Raw genomic sequence first — 17,309 nt, 5'->3', positions numbered from 1 at the left:
TCAATCAATGAGACAATATTTTCAATCCGTCTTTTCAAATTTCTAATCAGGTTATTTCTGTGTAATTCGGTCTTTTAGCCTTGCATACAACGGTTGGTACATGTTGTTGGGGCGGATTTCGGAGAGCGTTCCTGTCCGGAGGACACGGAACTGCGATGCGAGAATCCGCAGTTGGCGTACCACCGAACCCCGCCCTGCAATATGTACCGTGTTATAAACAGTTTTTTAATTTTCTAATAGTAATTCCTTTGTTGAGTTGTCAACAGACCATTTTTTAAATTTGTCGAGAAAACTTCTACCTAATAGCAATGGAGAATCTGAAACACCAACAGATGCCATTACATTGTTAACCTTAAAGCTTCCTATTGTCATTTCGGGTAATATCAGTCTTCGACATTTTATAATTGAACCGTCTGCAAGTCTATATAGAGCAGGAGTTATGTAGTGTTCTTTTTTGAGAACACCTGCATTAATTAATTCTCTTTCTGCATCTTGAGAAAGTGAAATATCACTTGCACCTGAATCAAGAATAAAATGTTGATTTGTCCCTCCAATTTTTACCCACACCTTGTATACACCTCCAAAACTCTCTAATTTAATTTTAGTTGAACTTGAACCACTCACTGTAACTGATTTGTTATAATTCTCAGGAGCGAATGGGTCATTATCATTTCTGTTATATTTATTGCTTTCTTCTATGGCTGCCAACAAATATTCAACAGCATTAAAAACTTTGTCATTTATGTAAATTTCATCGTTTAATATACTGTAGTAACTTTGGTTATTACTTACATCATAGCCTTTGCAGGTTATACACGAAGGACTTGAATATGCGTGTTCTGGGTCTGGTTTACAACTGAATCTTACTTCCAATGGACTGCCAGAATATTTCAATACTCTTATGTCGGAAAAATGCATTACACATTTGTTATAGATTCTTTCTGAGTTATTGAATTGTCTAATTACTTCAATATAACCATCGCTTGATAGTTTTACTTTAAAATACGTGGTTCCCCATTTGTGACTTTCTAAAGTTTTATTAATGTAATCTAAGGTTTCTTGTACTGTTAATTGCTGTGCAGTACTTAAAAGAGATGTCATGAAAAATAAATTCATGAATACAAATAATCTAATGAAGTTTATCTTTTGCATATATAATCCATTTTGATTTTGAAATTTTGACGTAGTTCTGTCCCAGACCGCAATTTTTTGAAATATATTTCTGATTCTTTTTTTATTTCTTCATGGAATTTTGTTCTATTTATTGTCAACCCATTACCACTTTTTACAACTAAAGGACCAACAGACCAAATCTTAGAATCATTGTAAGTTTCTAGTTGGTGTAAGATTGCACACCTGAAGTCTTCATAAAATGTAGTGGCAGATTTTTTATCAAAGTGTTCTTTAAAATTTTCTCTTTGTGTCAAGAATCGAATAAAGATTTTATTTGATTTCCGGTTCGAATCTTTTTTTCCTTCATAAAAACATTGAAGATTCTCTAATACCATACAGTCAGTGGCAAGGATTATGAATCCATATTTTTTATCAATTGGGGAAATATCCTTCTCTAATTCAATTAGTTTGTCAACAGGCTCGATATATCGTTCCATTATTCGTTTCTCCAAAATATCTATCGCCTTTTCCCAGTCAGGTGATTTCAAATCGTTTAGATTCAGCTTTAGTTCAAGTTAAAAACCCACGTTCTCTGAACGTGGTCAGAGACGTTCCACGGGTTTGCCTGTAAAACGACTCATATTTACCTTTAGAAGGTTGTCCCCACAACCAAAGAAAGGAAAAAACAATGAGTCGTTTTAAGAAGTTGTCGCATGCGATCTGGCATTGCATGTACCATATCGTATGGACCCCTAAATATAGGTATAGAATATTGAAGGGAGAAATCAAAATTGAAGTGGAACACTGCATCAAGGCTTTCTCGGAGCAGAAAGGCTGTATTATTGAGGAGTTGAACGTACAGGAAGATCACGTACATCTGGTTTTGATGGTTCCGCCGAAAGTCTCTATTTCTGACATGGTTGGGATTTTTAAAGGACGAACAGCAATTCGGCTGTTCAACAAATATAAGAGCTTGAAGAGCCGCCCCTATTGGGGCAATCATTTCTGGTCAAAAGGCTACTGTGTGGATACAGTAGGACTGGATGCGGAGATGATCAAGAGGTACGTCAAGTATCAGGAAAAGAAAGATAAACGAGAAGAAGAAAAGTAGTCATTAACCTGTGGGGACAACAACTTTTACCTTCTTTGAGGGTAAAAGCAAATTACCCCTTCCAGGGGTTATCCCAAAGCCACATCCTTTGGGTGTGGATTTTTACATATTGAGAATTATATATTCCTTTCGCTATTTCCATCTTTTTAAAATTGTTTATAACGGTTGAGTGTATGTGCCGTAAGGGATTGCGGGGCAATTTCCTGTCCACCGACACGAAAGTTTGAGCGGGCTACAATGCTTGAATACCCACTGAAACCCTTATGGCATATACACTTTGTTAGCGTTTCGTTGTTCATTTTCCTCGTTATTTTTCTTTCATTTTTGCTGCATCTTTCCTGTCTGCCGTGTGTTTGGGTAGGCAAGCTCTTTTGCAGGTTTTGGTCTTAGCGTTGGCTGGTGCGACCTGCAAATGTGCTTGACTACGAAGCGTTGGCTATTCAATTAATTGTCCTACTTTGTTTACTACTTTATATTCCAAGTCCTCAAACTCGTTGAAATGAGCTTTTCCGCATTTGATTTTCATTTGCTCGTCTCCACTTAATTTTGATAAGTCAACTTGTGGTGTGCCTGTGTCTTTGGTTTCAGCAACAAAATAAATTTTCTTGTCGTCTTCAAATACCAATGCCCAATCTGGATTGTAATTTCCTATCGGTGTTGGGATTTTAAACCAATTTGGTAATTTGAAATAGAATTTTATCTGGTCGCTGGTTTCACAGTCTTTTGCAAACTTGCTTTCAACTCCTGAATCTAAAGGCACAAATTCTTCAAAAATAGTTTTTGAAGGGTCTGAAACTTTAAACGAAAAGTCGTTCAAATAAACTTCCAATTCTTGGGCTTCAAACAATGCCATTTCATATTCTGAACCACCTATTTTTTGATATTTGATTCCGTCAATCATTAAATCATACAAAGTCCGCTTTATAGCAGTTGTAGCCAAGTCTAAAAATAATTGTGGATTGATAATAATATCCTCAATTCTTCCTGATTTACTTAAAATTTCTTCAATCGTGGAACGTGTCAATTCTGTTTTGCTTTGAATGTAGCCCAAAACATCAGGAATTTTCCAAGAATAACCTCCGTAAGATTCTACTTTTTCACCTACATAATTTGTTCCTACGCCTTCATCAGTCATTGTAATTCCAATCTTTGTTGAACGAATGGAAGGCGATTTGATTTCAGGCAAATCTTTTAAGGCTTTTGCAGCCAAAGTAATTAATTCGTCTGTTTTGTAATCTACTCTGTAGGTGGTTTTCTTTTTTAGTTTTTCCCAAATCTGCAAGAATTTCGGGTCGGCTTCAAAACCTTTGCGATATTTGATAGCTGTTCTTGTTTGCTTGTTTTTGATTCTGCCCGTAAATGCAACTCCACAATCTTCTTCAATTTCTTTTTGTAGTGCTTTGGCAAAATCATCATAGGCTTCATTGGCAATTACAGTTAATCGGTTTATGTTTTGGTCATAAGTTCGTTTTCCTGTTTGGTCAACTGCCAAACGCAAACCTCTACCAATTTCCTGACGTTTTTTAATGTCTGACTTAGTTTCGTTTAAGGTACAAATCTGAAATACATTTGGGTTGTCCCAACCTTCACGCAGGGCAGAATGTGAAAAAATGAAACGCAAAGAATTGTCTAAGCCCAACAATTTTTCTTTGTCTTTCATTATCAAACTGTATGTATCGTCATCTGCTTTGGTTTCTCCCGAAGTGTCTTTTACTTTCCCTTTGCCGTCTTGCGAAAAATAGCCGTTGTGCATTTCTTCAATTGAAAACTTATTCAACTCTTTGAAAGCTGGTTTTGAAACATACTCTTGATAAATTTCTTCAAACCATTCGGCAAATTTTCCTTTTACTGGATTTCCTGCTGAATCATAGTTTCGGTAATTCGCAACTTTGTCAATGAAAAACAATGACAAAACTTTGATTCCTAATTTGTTCAGGCGTTTTTCTTTCTTCAAATGTTCTTCAATCGTTTTACGGATTTGAAACTTCATTACTTCATCTGTCAAACCGCCTTGACTGTCGCCTTTGTACAATAAGTTTCCGTTTGAAATGGAAATACATTGGTTTACAGCATCAATTTCCTCAATAATATAACCGTCTGAATAAATTTCTCTTTCATTAGAGAGTTTGTACAAATCATCTCCAACTTTAACAGCTAGGGTTTTCTTTTTTACACCTCCGTTTTCGTTGCTGTTTATGGAAACTTTGGCGGTTACTTTGGTCTTAGTTGCTGTAATTGATTCTACCGAAACAAAAGCATCATTGTAGGCATTTTCTTCAATGATAGAATCTACTTCAATCTGTTTTACCAATCCTAAATCATAAGCTTTTACAGGGTTTAGACTGTAAGTAAGGTTGTATTGGTTTCTGTGTGTTGCTGAATAGCGAAGCGTACAAAGTGCTTTCAAGTTTTCAATAGCTGCAATACGCTTTTCGGTTTCCATATTTTGTGGCTCGTCCACAATTACAATAGGGTGGGTAGCCTGAATAAACTCAACTGGTTTTTGCCCGTTCAGCTTATCATTGGGTTTATTGATAATGTTTTCGTCTTTGGCAAATGAATCAATATTGATTACCAAAACTTCTATGTTGTTAGTGGTTGCAAAACCTCTCAAGGTGGAAACTTTGGTGCTGTCGTACACTTGAAAATTTACAGGCACATTATCGTAAAGTGTTTGAAAATGCTCGTGTGTAATTTCTAAATTTTTCAGAACTCCCTCACGAATAGCAACCGAAGGAACAACAATCACAAACTTTTTAAAGCCATATAATTTATTTAGTTCATAAATGGAACGCAGATAAACATACGTTTTTCCTGTGCCTGTCTCCATTTCTACTGAAAAGTGCATACCGTCCAATTTATCCGAAACTTTTATTTCGTTATTGGTTTGAATGCATTGCAGATTTGTAAGGATTTGCTCTTCCGATAAAATAAGGTTATTGCTAACGCCATTTATCAAATTCAAAGTACCTTCTTCCTTTAGATTAAATTCTAAAATGGAATCTTCCAAAGGTTGCCCTTCAAACAAATCCGTTATGGATTTTATGGCATCTTGCTGATAACCTAAATTCGATTCAAAAGTTAACTTCATTTCTTTTCTGGTCTTGAAATTATGACTTTGAATTGTTCGCCTTCTATGTCATTAATGAAGTCTATTGAAGGATATTCCTGTAATGCTCTAAGAACTCCACTTCCAGCTCCTCTATATTCTAAAATATCAGGAGCTAAAGAAGCAATTATAGTATTTCTCGTTCGCCTTACGCCTCTTCTAACTTGCTCTTCTGTTAAACTATTGGGTAATTTACCCGGACTTATAATTTCTATGCGGTTGTCAAATACAAAAATTTTTATGGAATCATTTATAAAATAATCTCTGTGGATTAAAGCATTAACTAATAATTCGGTAATAACAATCTTTGGAATTTCCAATACCCCTATGCTATTAAATGATTGCCCAGCCTGAAGACTATCTAGTTTTGACACAATAAAATCAAATCCTTCACTATATAATTCATCTAACGTTCCTGTTAAATTTTTACTGCTTCTGTATTCTGTATTTGTTATGTCATTTCCACGAAACCAAATTGCTGTAATAAAAAATGCAGGAATGAGCTTTTCTACCTTATCTCCAAATAGCAAAGCTCCTGCTATTGTAATTTTATCGTCTGTAGATAATCGTAGGTTTTGCAAGTATTTTTCAACCTTTTCTGCCTCAATAGTTTCTTTGTATTTTGCCTCGTAAAAGGATTTGAACTTATGTGTATTTATATCATCAATAGAGCTATGATTTATGACTTTTTCTTCAGCATATAAATAGCCACTACTTTGTAGCAGTCTGGAAATTTCTTCATTACTTGTTACTTTTCGTTTGTTAGCTCCATTTTTCATAAAAATAATTCCATCATTATCCTTATAGGGTTTTGCAATTCCCTCTGGAACACTTACTATTAATACTTTCTTACCTTCATATTCAATGGTATCGGTCTCAATAAAGATAGGTTCCTTTACGTGCTGACTGGAGGCGTTAACCAACAAATTAGTAAGTCGTCTTAAATCATCATCAGTTAGCCCAATAATGTCCCAAGTTTTATCATCGACACCAATTAGAATTGTTCCTCCTTTAGTGTTCGAAAAAGCCACCATTTCCTGAGCTATGCTCTGCTCATTAGTAACATTTGCTTTAAACTGCACTTGGCTAGTTTCGCCTTTGCTAATTATATCTAGTAATTCTAATGCGTTCATATTGATTTTATTTTTTCAATGTTCCAAATACTGTAAATGTTTTTTCTGCGATTAAATGCCTCGTCTCCACCTTCCATTATGTCAACAATAAACCGTTGTGTTTGGTGATTATCAATAGTGCCGGAATGCACTGTAATTTTCTTTTCATCATAGCTGCACGAAACAACTTTTTCACTATCACCAAGCACAGGAATATTGGCATTGTGGGTAGCAAAGATAAATTGCATATTACCCTTTATTTTCTTTAATTCTTTTATTACTTCATCATAGATGGTTTGATTATCTAAATCATCTTCTGGTTGGTCAATTATCAATACATCATTTTCCCTTTGAGCCAATAAGAAAAGAATCAATGCCGATGCTCGTTGCCCTAAAGAATGTTTGTCTAATGATTTTCCGTTGTATTGAATCACTATTTTATTTTCTACTTTGAAAGTGAGCAATTCTTCCAGATTTTCAGAAAACCTTCTTTTAAAATCAACTACATGATTTTCATTCAAAATGTCATCTAATTTACTGCTGTCTCTGTAAATCTGAATAAAGTCTTTATAGTTAGCTTCAATCTCTTGATAAGCTGTTTCCCGAATACCTGTGCCTCTAAAAACCTGTTTCATCTTGTCGGTGAGTTTATCCCTCCTGCCTTTAAATTCAACTTCGATTGAAATTTTACTTTCTGCTTCATTGATTCTTTTTACCTCTTTATTGAGAACATTATATTCTTCAAGCCAAAGGTTATCAAGTTCAGTAAGACGTTCTAATAAACTGGTTTGTAAATCGCTTCTTCTCTTTTCTGATTTTTCGATTTCCTTTAATTTCAAAAGTGCAGTTTCAATTTGCCTATTCAGATTCAGAAAATTATCGGGGTTAATAGTGTCAGTGTTTATTTCTCGTTTAATCTTGGCAAACTCTTCTTTTAATCCTTCTTTCTTAGTATTAATTTTTGCGATAACCTCTTTTATTTTTTGCTGACTTAGTATAGAATTCTTTTGTATCGTTTTTAGTTTTTCAAACTCAATTTTTAATTCTTGTATGATTGTTTTTGCTTCTTCAAATAATTCTTTATTAATTTCTGAACCTGTAATTTCTTGTTGAAAAAAATAATCATGATTAGAAATTACAGATGCCAATTCGCTTAAATAACTTCTGACAGTTGATTCATTTTGAACCAGTTTAGAAATATCTGAATCAAATAGTGTTTGTTGTTTCAACTTATCTTCAACGCCTTTTTCTTTAAAGAAATTAAGCTGATGCTTCGAGTTTTGAATTTGAGCTTCTGTTTCTTTTTTTAAGTCCTTTAAATTTTGAAGTTTTTTTAATTCTGATATTATGTTTTCAACCTCTCTTTTCTTTTGCTCAATTTTAACTTGAACTGATTTTAATCTTGTTCCAATTAACCGTTGAATTAAATCACCTTCAAAATCTTTTCCCTTATTCGACAGGTCTTTTTGTCCAAAGTAAATTGGGGAATTAAAGCCTGTGGCATCTATAGAAATTCCTGGTTGAAGTAGGTTGTTTTTGTAAATATCCTCTTTTTGACCATACAGTTTTTCTATTCTATATTCTTCATTTTGCTTGTTTACTATGGTAACTATGGCTTTTCCTCCACTACCCATTGAACGGGTTACTAATGAATTTTTATAATCCGGGTCAGCGGCATTAACAGGTAGTAAAATTCCAAGAACATAGCGTAAAACTTCCAATAACGATGATTTTCCACTTCCCCTGATTCCGATTAGATTGTTTAGTTCAGGAGAAAAATCAATTCTTGTTCCTTCTAATAAACCACCTTCAAATGCAATTGATTTAATATAGGAATTTTTTATTTCGGGTTTAGCATTTGGTGAAATCCTGTCATAATCAGTTAAGGCATATTTCAACGCTTCAAAATTAAAATCTCCAAGCTTGATAAATGTTTTCTTCTCTTCGCTTTTTTGTTGATGTGGTCTGCCTATCTCGTCTAAAGATTTACAGTCAGAACCTTCAACAAATGCAGGTAATTTATTGTTAAACCAGTTGTTCCAAGTAACTACTTTATCGTAAGTTCTAACTTTTTGAAAACCTAACACAAAATGCCTGAACAAATCATTTGAAATAAGCTGCTGAATTCGTCCACCATCCAATTCGTTGAAAAAACCGCTATTTTGCTCTACGTGGGCGAGAATAATAAATGAATCCCTACCATTATTTTCATGGTCGCTTAATTTTTGTAATACCGTTTCGAAGTTGTATCTACACCTTGTATTTTCATTTTCTCTATTCGCTATTCCTTCAAATGCAGCCGTTAGAAATTGATTGATGTAATCCTCACCATTTATACACCATTTTTCAAAATCGAAAACAAGTAAACAGTGAATGCCATTTGCTCCATCGTTTACAGACAATTCAACTCCTGCAAACAATCCGATACTTTCTTTAAATGCTTTTTTTCTTAAAGCAACAAATTCATTTTTATCAAACTTATTGTGATTGGAAATGACACCAGCATTGATATTTTGCTCTTTAAGTTTCTCAACATAAAGTCGGCAAAAGTCATTTTCATTATCTGTGTAAGAAAATTCTTTATCTGCTTTTGTGTGCAAATGGAAATCAGCCCGAAGCCATGTTGCTCCATTTTCAAAAATATTTTTGGTTTCGTTTTCCATATTTGCGTGTTTTAAATTGTTTTAAATTCAATGCCTGCATCCTTCATTTGCAGTACGGTATTAGTTTTCAGCTGGTCGTTGCCTTTAAAAAGTTTGTCTAATGCAATTACTTTGATAGGTTTTTCAGCAATTACAGCATCAATTATTTCTTGCGTTGCTTTTTCTAAAAGTAAAATCAATTCAGTGCCGTTGATTTTATAATAACTTTCTTTCTTTTCAATAAGGCTGTTCAGGTCTTTGCCACTTTTTAGCAAAAGTTCGTATACCATATTTTCAATAGTGGCAGATTCAGAAACGGGGTCAACAAATAATTTCATTTGCTCGGCAAGTACTTTAGCATCTTTGCCCTCAATTTGTTGCCATTGTTTGAAATTGCTGTCTGATAAAATTAACGATTTGAAACCTAAATCAATTTCTATGTCAATTGGCGTTTCAAACTGAATTTGACTTTTCCTTTTTTCTTTCTCAATTTGTAATTCTTTTTCGATTGCCTTTGCCGCTCTTCTAATTCTTTCTTTTGAAACTTCAGCAATATTTTTAAATCCTCCTTTTAATGCCTCGCTATTTTCTTCCAATAATTCGGGTAGTTGAACACAAATATATTTTCTATTACCCCCATCTTCTTTGTTTAAATCCATTACTGCATGTGCAGTAGTTCCACTACCTGCAAAAAAATCAAGAATGATATCATCTTGTCCATTCTTAACAGATTTGATTAAAAGTTTAGCTAAAGAAGTTGGTTTTGGGTATGAAAAATAGCTTTTCCCTTCAAAAAGTTTTTCAACTTCAATTCCACCGTCACTTTTTAGAGAAATTATTGACCTAAGTAATAAATTGTCAAGTTCATCTAAATAGTTAATAGAACTTGGTTGAGTATTCTCATCTTTGTCAAACCAAATTCTTCCAGATAAAAAAGACCTATCATGTAGCTCTAATACATTAGTAAATTTACCTTCAACAATTTGTGCTGCATCATTAAATGAATCTTCTTTCCAACGCCAACCTCTATCAGGAACCTTAACTGACTTTCCTGTTTTTGGATGTTTTACTTCATATCTAGGTCCAAATGTATTTGCATTTGGCCAACTCATATTTATTTTGCCCCAAAGACGATATTCATTATTGAGTGAATTATATAGTGTAATCCCTCTATCGTAACCTTTTTTATTATATAGCTTTCTGATTAATTCTTCTCCCTCATTTAATGGCATTTTTTTCTTTTTAATTTTTGAAAGGAGGTCTTCAATTTCTTGTAATCCTTCCTTTGCCATTAAAAATTCGTGCTTTATTGAACTATCTTTTACATAAATAAGGACATACTCGTGGATACTTCCGATTCCCTTATCATTTTTTGGAACTCTCTTATTCCAATTTATACATTCAATAAAATTTTCCTCACCAAAAATCTCATTCAATAACATTCTAAGGTTATGAACTTCATTATTATCAATATGGACAAACATAACTCCATCTTGTCGCAAAAGATTTTTTGCTAAGTATAATCGTGGCATCATCATATTGAGCCAATTGCTGTGGTACTGTCCGTTTTCTTTGCTGTTCTTTTTGAACATACCATCTTTGGTCATATAGCCTTCTTCGTCTTTGTCGCCCACACGTTTTTCATAGTCGGCTTTGCTTTCGGAAAATTTATCGGGGTAAATAAAAGAGTCGTTTCCTGTATTGTATGGCGGGTCAATGTAAATCATTTTCACTTTTCCGAAGTAGCTTTTTTGCAGCACTTTCAGCACTTCCAAATTTTCACCTTCAATAAATATGTTTTCGGTTTCGTCAAAGTTTACGCTTTCCTCTTTGGCAGGAATCAATGTCTTTGTAGTCGGAGTTTGTAAAACTTTAAAGGCATCACTTTTTCCTGCCCAATTTAATACATAGCGTTCGTTTGAGAAGTTAATATCCTCTCCAAGCGTTGCTTTTAGTTTTTCCCAATCAATTTTACCTTCGCTAAATGCTTCGGGTAATACCTGTCGCAATGCGTTTATTTTTTCTTGTTCTGGTGTCAGACTTGTTCCGTCCATATTTTATTGTACTTTTCTTTCAATTAATAATTCTTTTACTTCAACATCAAGGATTTCAGCAATTTTGTATAGGTCTTCTAAGCTTGGTTGACGTCTATTTTGGGCATATGAGTTTACCATATTATAACTTTTGCCCAATTGCTCAGCCAGCCACTTCTGTTTAATTCCCTTTTGTTCTAAAACGTCTTTGATTCGGTTCATTCTTGAACTTGTTAATAGTCTGCAAAAGTAAGGATAAAAATTTAATATATCACAAAATGAGTATTTAAATCATCATTATGTTTGGGTGCGGTGGGTAAGGGCAAGCTCTTTTGGTTTTTCAGCGTTGGCTTTGTGTGTCGGCAAAAACCAAATGTGCTTGACCGTGCGGTTGGCTTTCTTCCTTTTTTCTTTATGCAGCAAAAATTCCTTTGTCATTCTGTCGTCTGGTTGTCTTTTACAATGAACGCTAACGGTTGGCGGTATGGTTAGTTGCCGATTTCGAAGCACTTTCCTATCAAGTTACAACTACTTTTGATACGAGCTGTACCGCTCGAATACCCACTGCACCGGCAATTAACTATACCGCGTGTTGGCAACTGGTGTTCATTCATATCCGTCTGTTTATCATTTATTTAGCTTTTAAATTCTTGTCATTGTCAACCTGAACCTACTTATCCACGAAGCACAAATTTATTTTGTTTTTTTGAGCGTGGGCAATCCTAAAACCGTCCTGAAAGGCGGTTGCTCGGGCTGGAAAGGCGGAAGCTCTTTTGCAAACCTTTGGTTTGAGTTTTGGCTCGTGTGGGTTTGCAAATGTGCTTACGACAGTGGGTTGGACATTATTTTTCATTTATTTCTATTTAACCTCCTCGCCGACAACTTTTTCCAAATGCTATCCGCAAGTTTTATTTCTTTATCTGTAAAACCATATCCATCTTTCAGGATTTGCTTATTTGTAATATCCAGAATTTCATCAATTTGCTTTTTATCTCGCATCATTTGGTCAATGGTGGCGAGTAAATCAGCGTTTTCAATTTGGTAAGGGAGCAATATTTTTCCTGCTTCGCTTGGCATTAACTCCAATACACCTCCGCCATAACTGCGACCTACAATTTCGGAAAAAGCCAATGACAAGGAATTGTAAAAACTGGCAATGAAAGCGTTTTTATTAGTATCTTTTTTCATAAACACACGGTGCATTGTATCCGTGGTATATGCGTTTGCTTCGTTCAGGATTAAACGAGGATAGAGATTGTTTCTACGGATAAACAAAGCGTCAGATAATTTAATTGACGGTATTACAAACCAATCATCTCGAATGCCTGTTTTGTAACCTTTATTAATTCCTTGAGATTCGCCCATTTTAATGTATGAGTTCGCTCCTTTGTGTCCGTTCAGTATTTGTTTTGGCGGAAAAACCAATAAATGAGCTTTAGCTTTGGTTTGCCTGTTTAATTTCCAGTCATTTTCTGTAAAAATCACACTGTTTACCTGAACACTTCTGCCAACCATTGGCTTTGCATATTCATTTAGGTCGTAAGCTTCTACAACTGGTAATGGAACCGTAAAATAATCATTTGCTCCAGTTGTGATACCTACTTCAACATTGGCATATTTGCCAATTGTTGGAACTTTTCGTTTAGTGGCAATATTTTCAAGAAAATCTATTTCCTCTTGGTCTAAAAAGTAGTAAGTCCATTTGTTTGACTTAAAATCTATCTTTTTTGATGGACTTTTTAAGATGTTTACATCAAGTTTTTCAAGGTCTAAAGCATCTCGTAATTCAAGATGTTCAATCAAATGTGAATCACTTCCGTTTTTCTCGCATAGCAATAAAACAACTTCTTGTTGAATATCGGGGAAAACCAACTTCTCAAAAGAAATGATATTGATTTTATTGTAGAAATGAGCCAAAAACTCTCGAAGCTGTTGAGCATACGAGACTTGCAACAATTCCGCAGGAATTACAAAACCAATTTTTCCTTTTTCTTTGAGTAATAAACTTGAACCAACCACAAAAGAAACCCAAGCATTGGTGAGTTTTGAATATTTTAGTTTAGCCCGATTGAAAACTTTGATAGCTTCATTTTGCTGTTCTTCCTGAAAGTATTGATAACGTATATATGGCGGATTTCCGACCACCAAATCAAATCTCTCGGTAGTTTCATTGCAATACAAATGAAAGTCTGTATTAATGACAGTTTTATTATCAAGTTTAATCTTTTCCGCTTTTTCTGCTTCAACATCATCAAACTCAATTGCTGTTACCGATTTGAATTTATGGTTATTCTCTTTCAGTTGTTCTAGGAAAACACCATCACCGCAACTTGGTTCTAATATTTCATAATCAGAACTACCGTTAATACCCCACTTTAGAATAAAAGCGGCAATTGGCTCAGGCGTATAAAATCCGCCTCTCAATTTTTCTGCAGTTGCGTTCTTAATTAGCTTCATACAATTCTTTGATTAATGGGATTATTGAATCATCATCGCCTAAATTGTATAATTCGGCTAACAGCTTATCTAACTTGTCTTTTTCTCGTGCAAACTGTCCTTGAAGTGGTGCTAAAACCCTTTTATTTCCTGCATTTGAATCTATTTGGTCATTAATGCGGATTAATTCTTTTTGAGTTTCTACGATTTTGTCGTGAAGTGTATTTTGTATAGCGTCAGAAAAATCAATTATTCTGATTGGTAGGTTTTTCAAAACCTTTGTTCCTCTTGCTATGTAACCACCTCTGAAAACTTCGCCATACAAAGCACTGAACCACTCCAAATATTTGGAGTTGAGAATAGCTTGAATATAGTAAATGGAATAGTTGGAAGTTGTTGGAATTGCCACTACACAATAACCTGCTGTTCCACCTGACGAAATCAAGGTTCCGTGAACATCAATTGCGTACTTATCGCCAACCGAAAGAACTCCAACTATAATTTTTGAGGGAAGTCCACAACTATCCAAACTTTGATGCCGGCCGTACCTGTGCCATTCTTCTATAGTTTTTGGCTCAGGCTTAATATCACGCTTTGGATTATTTAAAAGGGCTTTATGCTTTTGTAAATAATCATAAGCCAAAGGATATTTCTTTTGGATGGTAGAAAGTGGAATTATATCAACACCTGTTTTTGTTGTTGAATAAGGATAAATTACCCTTGCGTTCGGTTTGAAAGTTCGATAAGTGTATAAATTGTCTTCGCCTGATGAAGTTTGAAAATAGGGTTTTGTTATTTCCTTTTCAATCTTGTATTCAATACCTTTTTTCGAGAAGTAGAAATACTTTTTATCTTCTTTTGATGGAGAGAAAATATAAACATCATTGGCGCTTGTTTGAATACCATTGAAAATATTATCATTTCCAACTAAATCACCAAGTTTAATACTTTGAGCAACAATTTTATTATAGGCATTTGACAATTCGGGCGGTACTAAAACCCATACCTCACCATCTAATTCATTTGTGTTTTTTGAAGCATATTTTACTGCTTCTGGTTCTCTTACTTTCCAACTTTTCAGGTTTTTAACTTCGGCATATTTGAAAGTCTTTTGGGTTTTCTTGCTTAAAATTAGCAAACAAGTGTATGTAGTTTTGTCTGCGAAAACCTGATTTGCTCCAAATGAAACAATTGAATGCAAATACTCTTTATCTGCAAGTAATTCACGAAGTTTTAGTCCTGCTCCAACTTTGGTAAACTTGCTCGGAACGATATAACCCAAAATTCCATCATCAGCTAACAAATTGATTCCTTGTTCAAGGAAAAGGAAGTATTTATCAAACTGCTTGTATGCCGAATCGTAATTGGTTTTGTAAAGTGGTAATTCAAGCGGAGTAATGTTTTTCATATCCTCCGATTTCATATAAGGCGGATTTCCAACAATTACATCAAAGCGAAGCTTTGTAAAATCAAACGGATTGATAATTACCTGGTCTTTCTTATTCGTTACTTGCTTCGGATTCAATAAACTGTTTCCAAAAAAGATGTTTTCCGAAAGGTCAGGCAAAACAGGTTTCGTTTTGTTGGTTGAATTAGTATCTTCATCCTCAAGCAATTTGAGAAGCAGTCCAAATTTTGTTGCTTCAACTGCATTGTAATCTTTGTCTACTCCATAAATACAATTCAGCAAAATTTGTCGCTTAATTTCAAACGGTAGTTTATAGGTATTGATATTCGTTTGAATGAGTTTTGTTTTATCGTTTTTTAGATAAATGTCAATCAGAATGTCATTAAGTAACTGGAAAAGTTCTAATAAAAATGCACCTGAACCGCAAGAAATATCAGAGAATTTCAACTTTAGAATTTCCTTGTCCGTTTTTCCTTCGCATTTTTTCAAAACGGTATTTCGCAAAATATCGCTAATTATAAATGTCGGAGTTGTAATAATATCACGGTCAATATTTTCAGGTTTCCTTACTAAAACAACTGAACCACTTTGAACTGATAATTTTTCAGAAAGGAAAATTTCATAAATGCTTCCTAAAACATCTGATGAAAAAACGCTGAAAGAATAAGGGCTTTCAGGGTAATAAAGTTGTTTGATGATAGTCCAAAATACTGAACTAACATTTTCAACTATCTTGTCTTTCAACAACTGGTCAAACAAACCCGAATTATAGCGTTTATCGGCATCTTCAAATTTCTTAATAAGTGCTTTGAAGTCGTTTGTATTGGCAAACTTTAGAAGAGTTTGGTAATCCTCTAAATTCCTATCTTCACAAACACGAAGGAAAATAATTCTATTGATGTAGCTTTGAACAACATCGTTTAATTGTTGCTCGTTAATTTTAGGTTCATTTTTATAAATCTCAGCACCAAGAGCTTTTCTCCAATCGTTGATTTGGTTTAGAAATAAATTGTCTATCGAGTATTGATTGATTTTACTTTCAATTTCTTTCCATTCTGTTTCAAATACTCCTGAATATACCGACTCCTTTCCTAAAAGTTGTCTTATTTCCTCAAACTTGCTTTCATATTCAGTGTAATGATACTTCTTTACGAGTGCTTTTGAGAAAGTATCGTCTTTATCAACTTTTACAGAAGTGTCATAAATAATCAGATACTCAAAATTTGATAAAACAGAAATTTTCAACTTAGCAGTAAAACCATATCGTCTGACTTGCTTTGCTGTGTCATTGTTTGATTCAATGGAAACACAAGGTTTCTTTGCTTCTAAAAAGAATTTTCTTTCAGAAAAAAGTCGGAATGTGTAATCAGGTTTTTTGGAATGTTCGGAAGCGTTAGCTTTCAATGCTTCTTCCAAAATTACCTCTCTCTCGTTTGTTGGTTTTCCTGCGCTATTTTTAATGTCCCAACCAAGCAACTCGAAAAGAGGGTCTAAGAAATCACTGCGAAGCAGTGTTTCATTATACTTGTTTGTCAAGTAATAATTCCTGTCAGCTGTATATTTATCTATGAGTTGCTTAATTGTCATTTTACTTTATTTTCCTTTAAATATTTTACTCTTCTTTCCGCTACCTTTAGAGCTTTCTCTCCCAATGCTTCGTCTTGAATCTCATACATTATTCTTTCACTTAGAAATAAGACTAAAAGCTCGTCCACATTGTATTTGTAGGTATCAGCAAGTCTCAGAACTATTTCCTTTGTTAGTTTTCTTTCGCCTCGTTCCATCTTGCTTAAAATTGCTACATCAATATCTATTAATGCTGCAACTTTTCGCAATGGCAAGTTATTTTCTTCCCTTAATTGTCTTAGCTTTTCGCCGATTGTTTCTGTTGACATAATTGCTGTTGACTGTTTTTGTCAAAATTATAAAAATCCAGTTACTAATCAATCAATTTTATGATAAAGTTTTCAACATGCAGTGGTGGGTTGGCAAAATTGCACTCTTTGGCAAAGCTTTGGTTTTAGCGTTGGCTCGTGGGGCTTTGCCAATGTGTGCAATGTGGGTGGGGTTTCCTTCTTCTTTTTTTGCGGGGGGAAGAAAAAACAAAATAAATTCCATCAAATTAGCACTGACCTTTCAAAAAGCTAAATGTTTTCTATTTTCAATTTATCACTATCGTATCTGGCTGGTCGTCTGTTTTTTTACACTTGTTGCCAACGGTTGGTACATGTTGTTGGGGCGGATTTCGGAGAGCGTTCCTGTCCGGAGGACACGGAACTGCGATGCGAGAATCCGCAGTTGGCGTACCACCGAACCCCGCCCTGCAATATGTACCGTGTTATAAA

13 protein-coding genes are annotated in these 17,309 nt (G+C 34.4%); 2 read left to right on the top strand and 11 right to left on the bottom strand.

Going from position 1 to position 17,309, the window contains the following annotated elements; genetic code table 11:
- Positions 1 to 225: 225 nt before the first annotated feature.
- Positions 226 to 1,152 (bottom strand): retropepsin-like aspartic protease family protein, encoded by a 927-nt coding sequence (locus AC6H3C_RS17625; RefSeq protein WP_497516728.1) that lies wholly within the window; start codon positions 1,150 to 1,152, stop codon positions 226 to 228.
- Positions 1,140 to 1,661 carry a hypothetical protein gene (locus AC6H3C_RS17620; protein WP_497516726.1) on the bottom strand — a complete coding sequence of 174 codons (522 nt, stop codon included), beginning with the start codon at positions 1,659 to 1,661 and terminating at the stop codon, positions 1,140 to 1,142. Before AC6H3C_RS17620 ends, AC6H3C_RS17625 begins: the two co-directional genes overlap by 13 nt.
- A gap of 140 nt (positions 1,662 to 1,801) precedes the next feature.
- On the opposite strand from AC6H3C_RS17620, the gene tnpA reads away from it, so the two are divergent.
- A complete protein-coding gene (tnpA, locus tag AC6H3C_RS17615; RefSeq protein ID WP_497516157.1) occupies positions 1,802 to 2,224 on the top strand; it encodes an IS200/IS605 family transposase in 423 nt (140 codons plus the stop codon).
- A gap of 436 nt (positions 2,225 to 2,660) precedes the next feature.
- On the opposite strand, the gene AC6H3C_RS17610 is transcribed toward tnpA, so the two are convergent.
- From AC6H3C_RS17610 to AC6H3C_RS17570, 9 genes are all read right to left on the bottom strand, one after another.
- Positions 2,661 to 5,315 (bottom strand): restriction endonuclease, encoded by a 2,655-nt coding sequence (locus AC6H3C_RS17610; RefSeq protein ID WP_497516739.1) that lies wholly within the window; start codon positions 5,313 to 5,315, stop codon positions 2,661 to 2,663.
- Entirely contained in the window at positions 5,312 to 6,466 is a 1,155-nt protein-coding gene (locus tag AC6H3C_RS17605; protein ID WP_497516738.1) for an RNA/DNA-binding domain-containing protein, read from the bottom strand. Before AC6H3C_RS17605 ends, AC6H3C_RS17610 begins: the two co-directional genes overlap by 4 nt.
- Positions 6,463 to 9,108: a TrlF family AAA-like ATPase gene (locus AC6H3C_RS17600; RefSeq protein ID WP_497516737.1), complete on the bottom strand. Its 2,646-nt coding sequence runs from the start codon at positions 9,106 to 9,108 to the stop codon at positions 6,463 to 6,465. The genes AC6H3C_RS17605 and AC6H3C_RS17600 overlap by 4 nt, the downstream gene beginning before the upstream one ends.
- Before the next feature lie 11 nt (positions 9,109 to 9,119).
- On the bottom strand, positions 9,120 to 11,141 hold the full coding sequence (locus tag AC6H3C_RS17595; protein ID WP_497516736.1) for a site-specific DNA-methyltransferase: 2,022 nt from the start codon (positions 11,139 to 11,141) through the stop codon (positions 9,120 to 9,122).
- A 3-nt stretch (positions 11,142 to 11,144) separates the two neighbouring features.
- Positions 11,145 to 11,342, bottom strand: coding sequence for a helix-turn-helix domain-containing protein (locus tag AC6H3C_RS17590; protein ID WP_497516735.1), 198 nt, complete (start codon positions 11,340 to 11,342; stop codon positions 11,145 to 11,147).
- Positions 11,343 to 11,417: 75 nt separating this feature from the next.
- Complete coding sequence (locus tag AC6H3C_RS17585; protein WP_497516734.1) at positions 11,418 to 11,558, bottom strand: hypothetical protein; 141 nt, start codon at positions 11,556 to 11,558, stop codon at positions 11,418 to 11,420.
- Between the two features lie 411 nt (positions 11,559 to 11,969).
- Complete coding sequence (locus AC6H3C_RS17580; RefSeq protein ID WP_497516733.1) at positions 11,970 to 13,577, bottom strand: Eco57I restriction-modification methylase domain-containing protein; 1,608 nt, start codon at positions 13,575 to 13,577, stop codon at positions 11,970 to 11,972.
- A complete protein-coding gene (locus tag AC6H3C_RS17575; protein WP_497516732.1) occupies positions 13,564 to 16,551 on the bottom strand; it encodes an Eco57I restriction-modification methylase domain-containing protein in 2,988 nt (995 codons plus the stop codon). The genes AC6H3C_RS17580 and AC6H3C_RS17575 overlap by 14 nt, the downstream gene beginning before the upstream one ends.
- Positions 16,548 to 16,859 (bottom strand): helix-turn-helix domain-containing protein, encoded by a 312-nt coding sequence (locus AC6H3C_RS17570; protein ID WP_497516731.1) that lies wholly within the window; start codon positions 16,857 to 16,859, stop codon positions 16,548 to 16,550. The genes AC6H3C_RS17575 and AC6H3C_RS17570 overlap by 4 nt, the downstream gene beginning before the upstream one ends.
- A gap of 8 nt (positions 16,860 to 16,867) precedes the next feature.
- Between AC6H3C_RS17570 and AC6H3C_RS17565 the strand changes: the two genes are divergently transcribed.
- Entirely contained in the window at positions 16,868 to 17,308 is a 441-nt protein-coding gene (locus tag AC6H3C_RS17565) for a hypothetical protein (RefSeq protein ID WP_497516729.1), read from the top strand.
- Position 17,309 lies beyond the last annotated feature (1 nt).

The sequence above is a fragment of the Gaoshiqia sp. US2 genome (assembly GCF_059705485.1).
Note: the sequence above shows the minus strand (reverse complement) of the source record. Positions and strands in the feature narration are given on the sequence as shown.

What these genes read in the sequence shown, in the direction of transcription:
- AC6H3C_RS17625 (WP_497516728.1), bottom strand. Translation starts at nt 1,152, where the DNA reads ATGCAAAAGATAAACTTCATTAGATTATTTGTATTCATGAATTTATTT.
- tnpA (WP_497516157.1), top strand. Translation starts at nt 1,802, where the DNA reads ATGAGTCGTTTTAAGAAGTTGTCGCATGCGATCTGGCATTGCATGTAC.
- AC6H3C_RS17610 (WP_497516739.1), bottom strand. Translation starts at nt 5,315, where the DNA reads ATGAAGTTAACTTTTGAATCGAATTTAGGTTATCAGCAAGATGCCATA.
- AC6H3C_RS17605 (WP_497516738.1), bottom strand. Translation starts at nt 6,466, where the DNA reads ATGAACGCATTAGAATTACTAGATATAATTAGCAAAGGCGAAACTAGC.
- AC6H3C_RS17600 (WP_497516737.1), bottom strand. Translation starts at nt 9,108, where the DNA reads ATGGAAAACGAAACCAAAAATATTTTTGAAAATGGAGCAACATGGCTT.
- AC6H3C_RS17595 (WP_497516736.1), bottom strand. Translation starts at nt 11,141, where the DNA reads ATGGACGGAACAAGTCTGACACCAGAACAAGAAAAAATAAACGCATTG.
- AC6H3C_RS17590 (WP_497516735.1), bottom strand. Translation starts at nt 11,342, where the DNA reads ATGAACCGAATCAAAGACGTTTTAGAACAAAAGGGAATTAAACAGAAG.
- AC6H3C_RS17585 (WP_497516734.1), bottom strand. Translation starts at nt 11,558, where the DNA reads ATGACAAAGGAATTTTTGCTGCATAAAGAAAAAAGGAAGAAAGCCAAC.
- AC6H3C_RS17580 (WP_497516733.1), bottom strand. Translation starts at nt 13,577, where the DNA reads ATGAAGCTAATTAAGAACGCAACTGCAGAAAAATTGAGAGGCGGATTT.
- AC6H3C_RS17575 (WP_497516732.1), bottom strand. Translation starts at nt 16,551, where the DNA reads ATGACAATTAAGCAACTCATAGATAAATATACAGCTGACAGGAATTAT.
- AC6H3C_RS17570 (WP_497516731.1), bottom strand. Translation starts at nt 16,859, where the DNA reads ATGTCAACAGAAACAATCGGCGAAAAGCTAAGACAATTAAGGGAAGAA.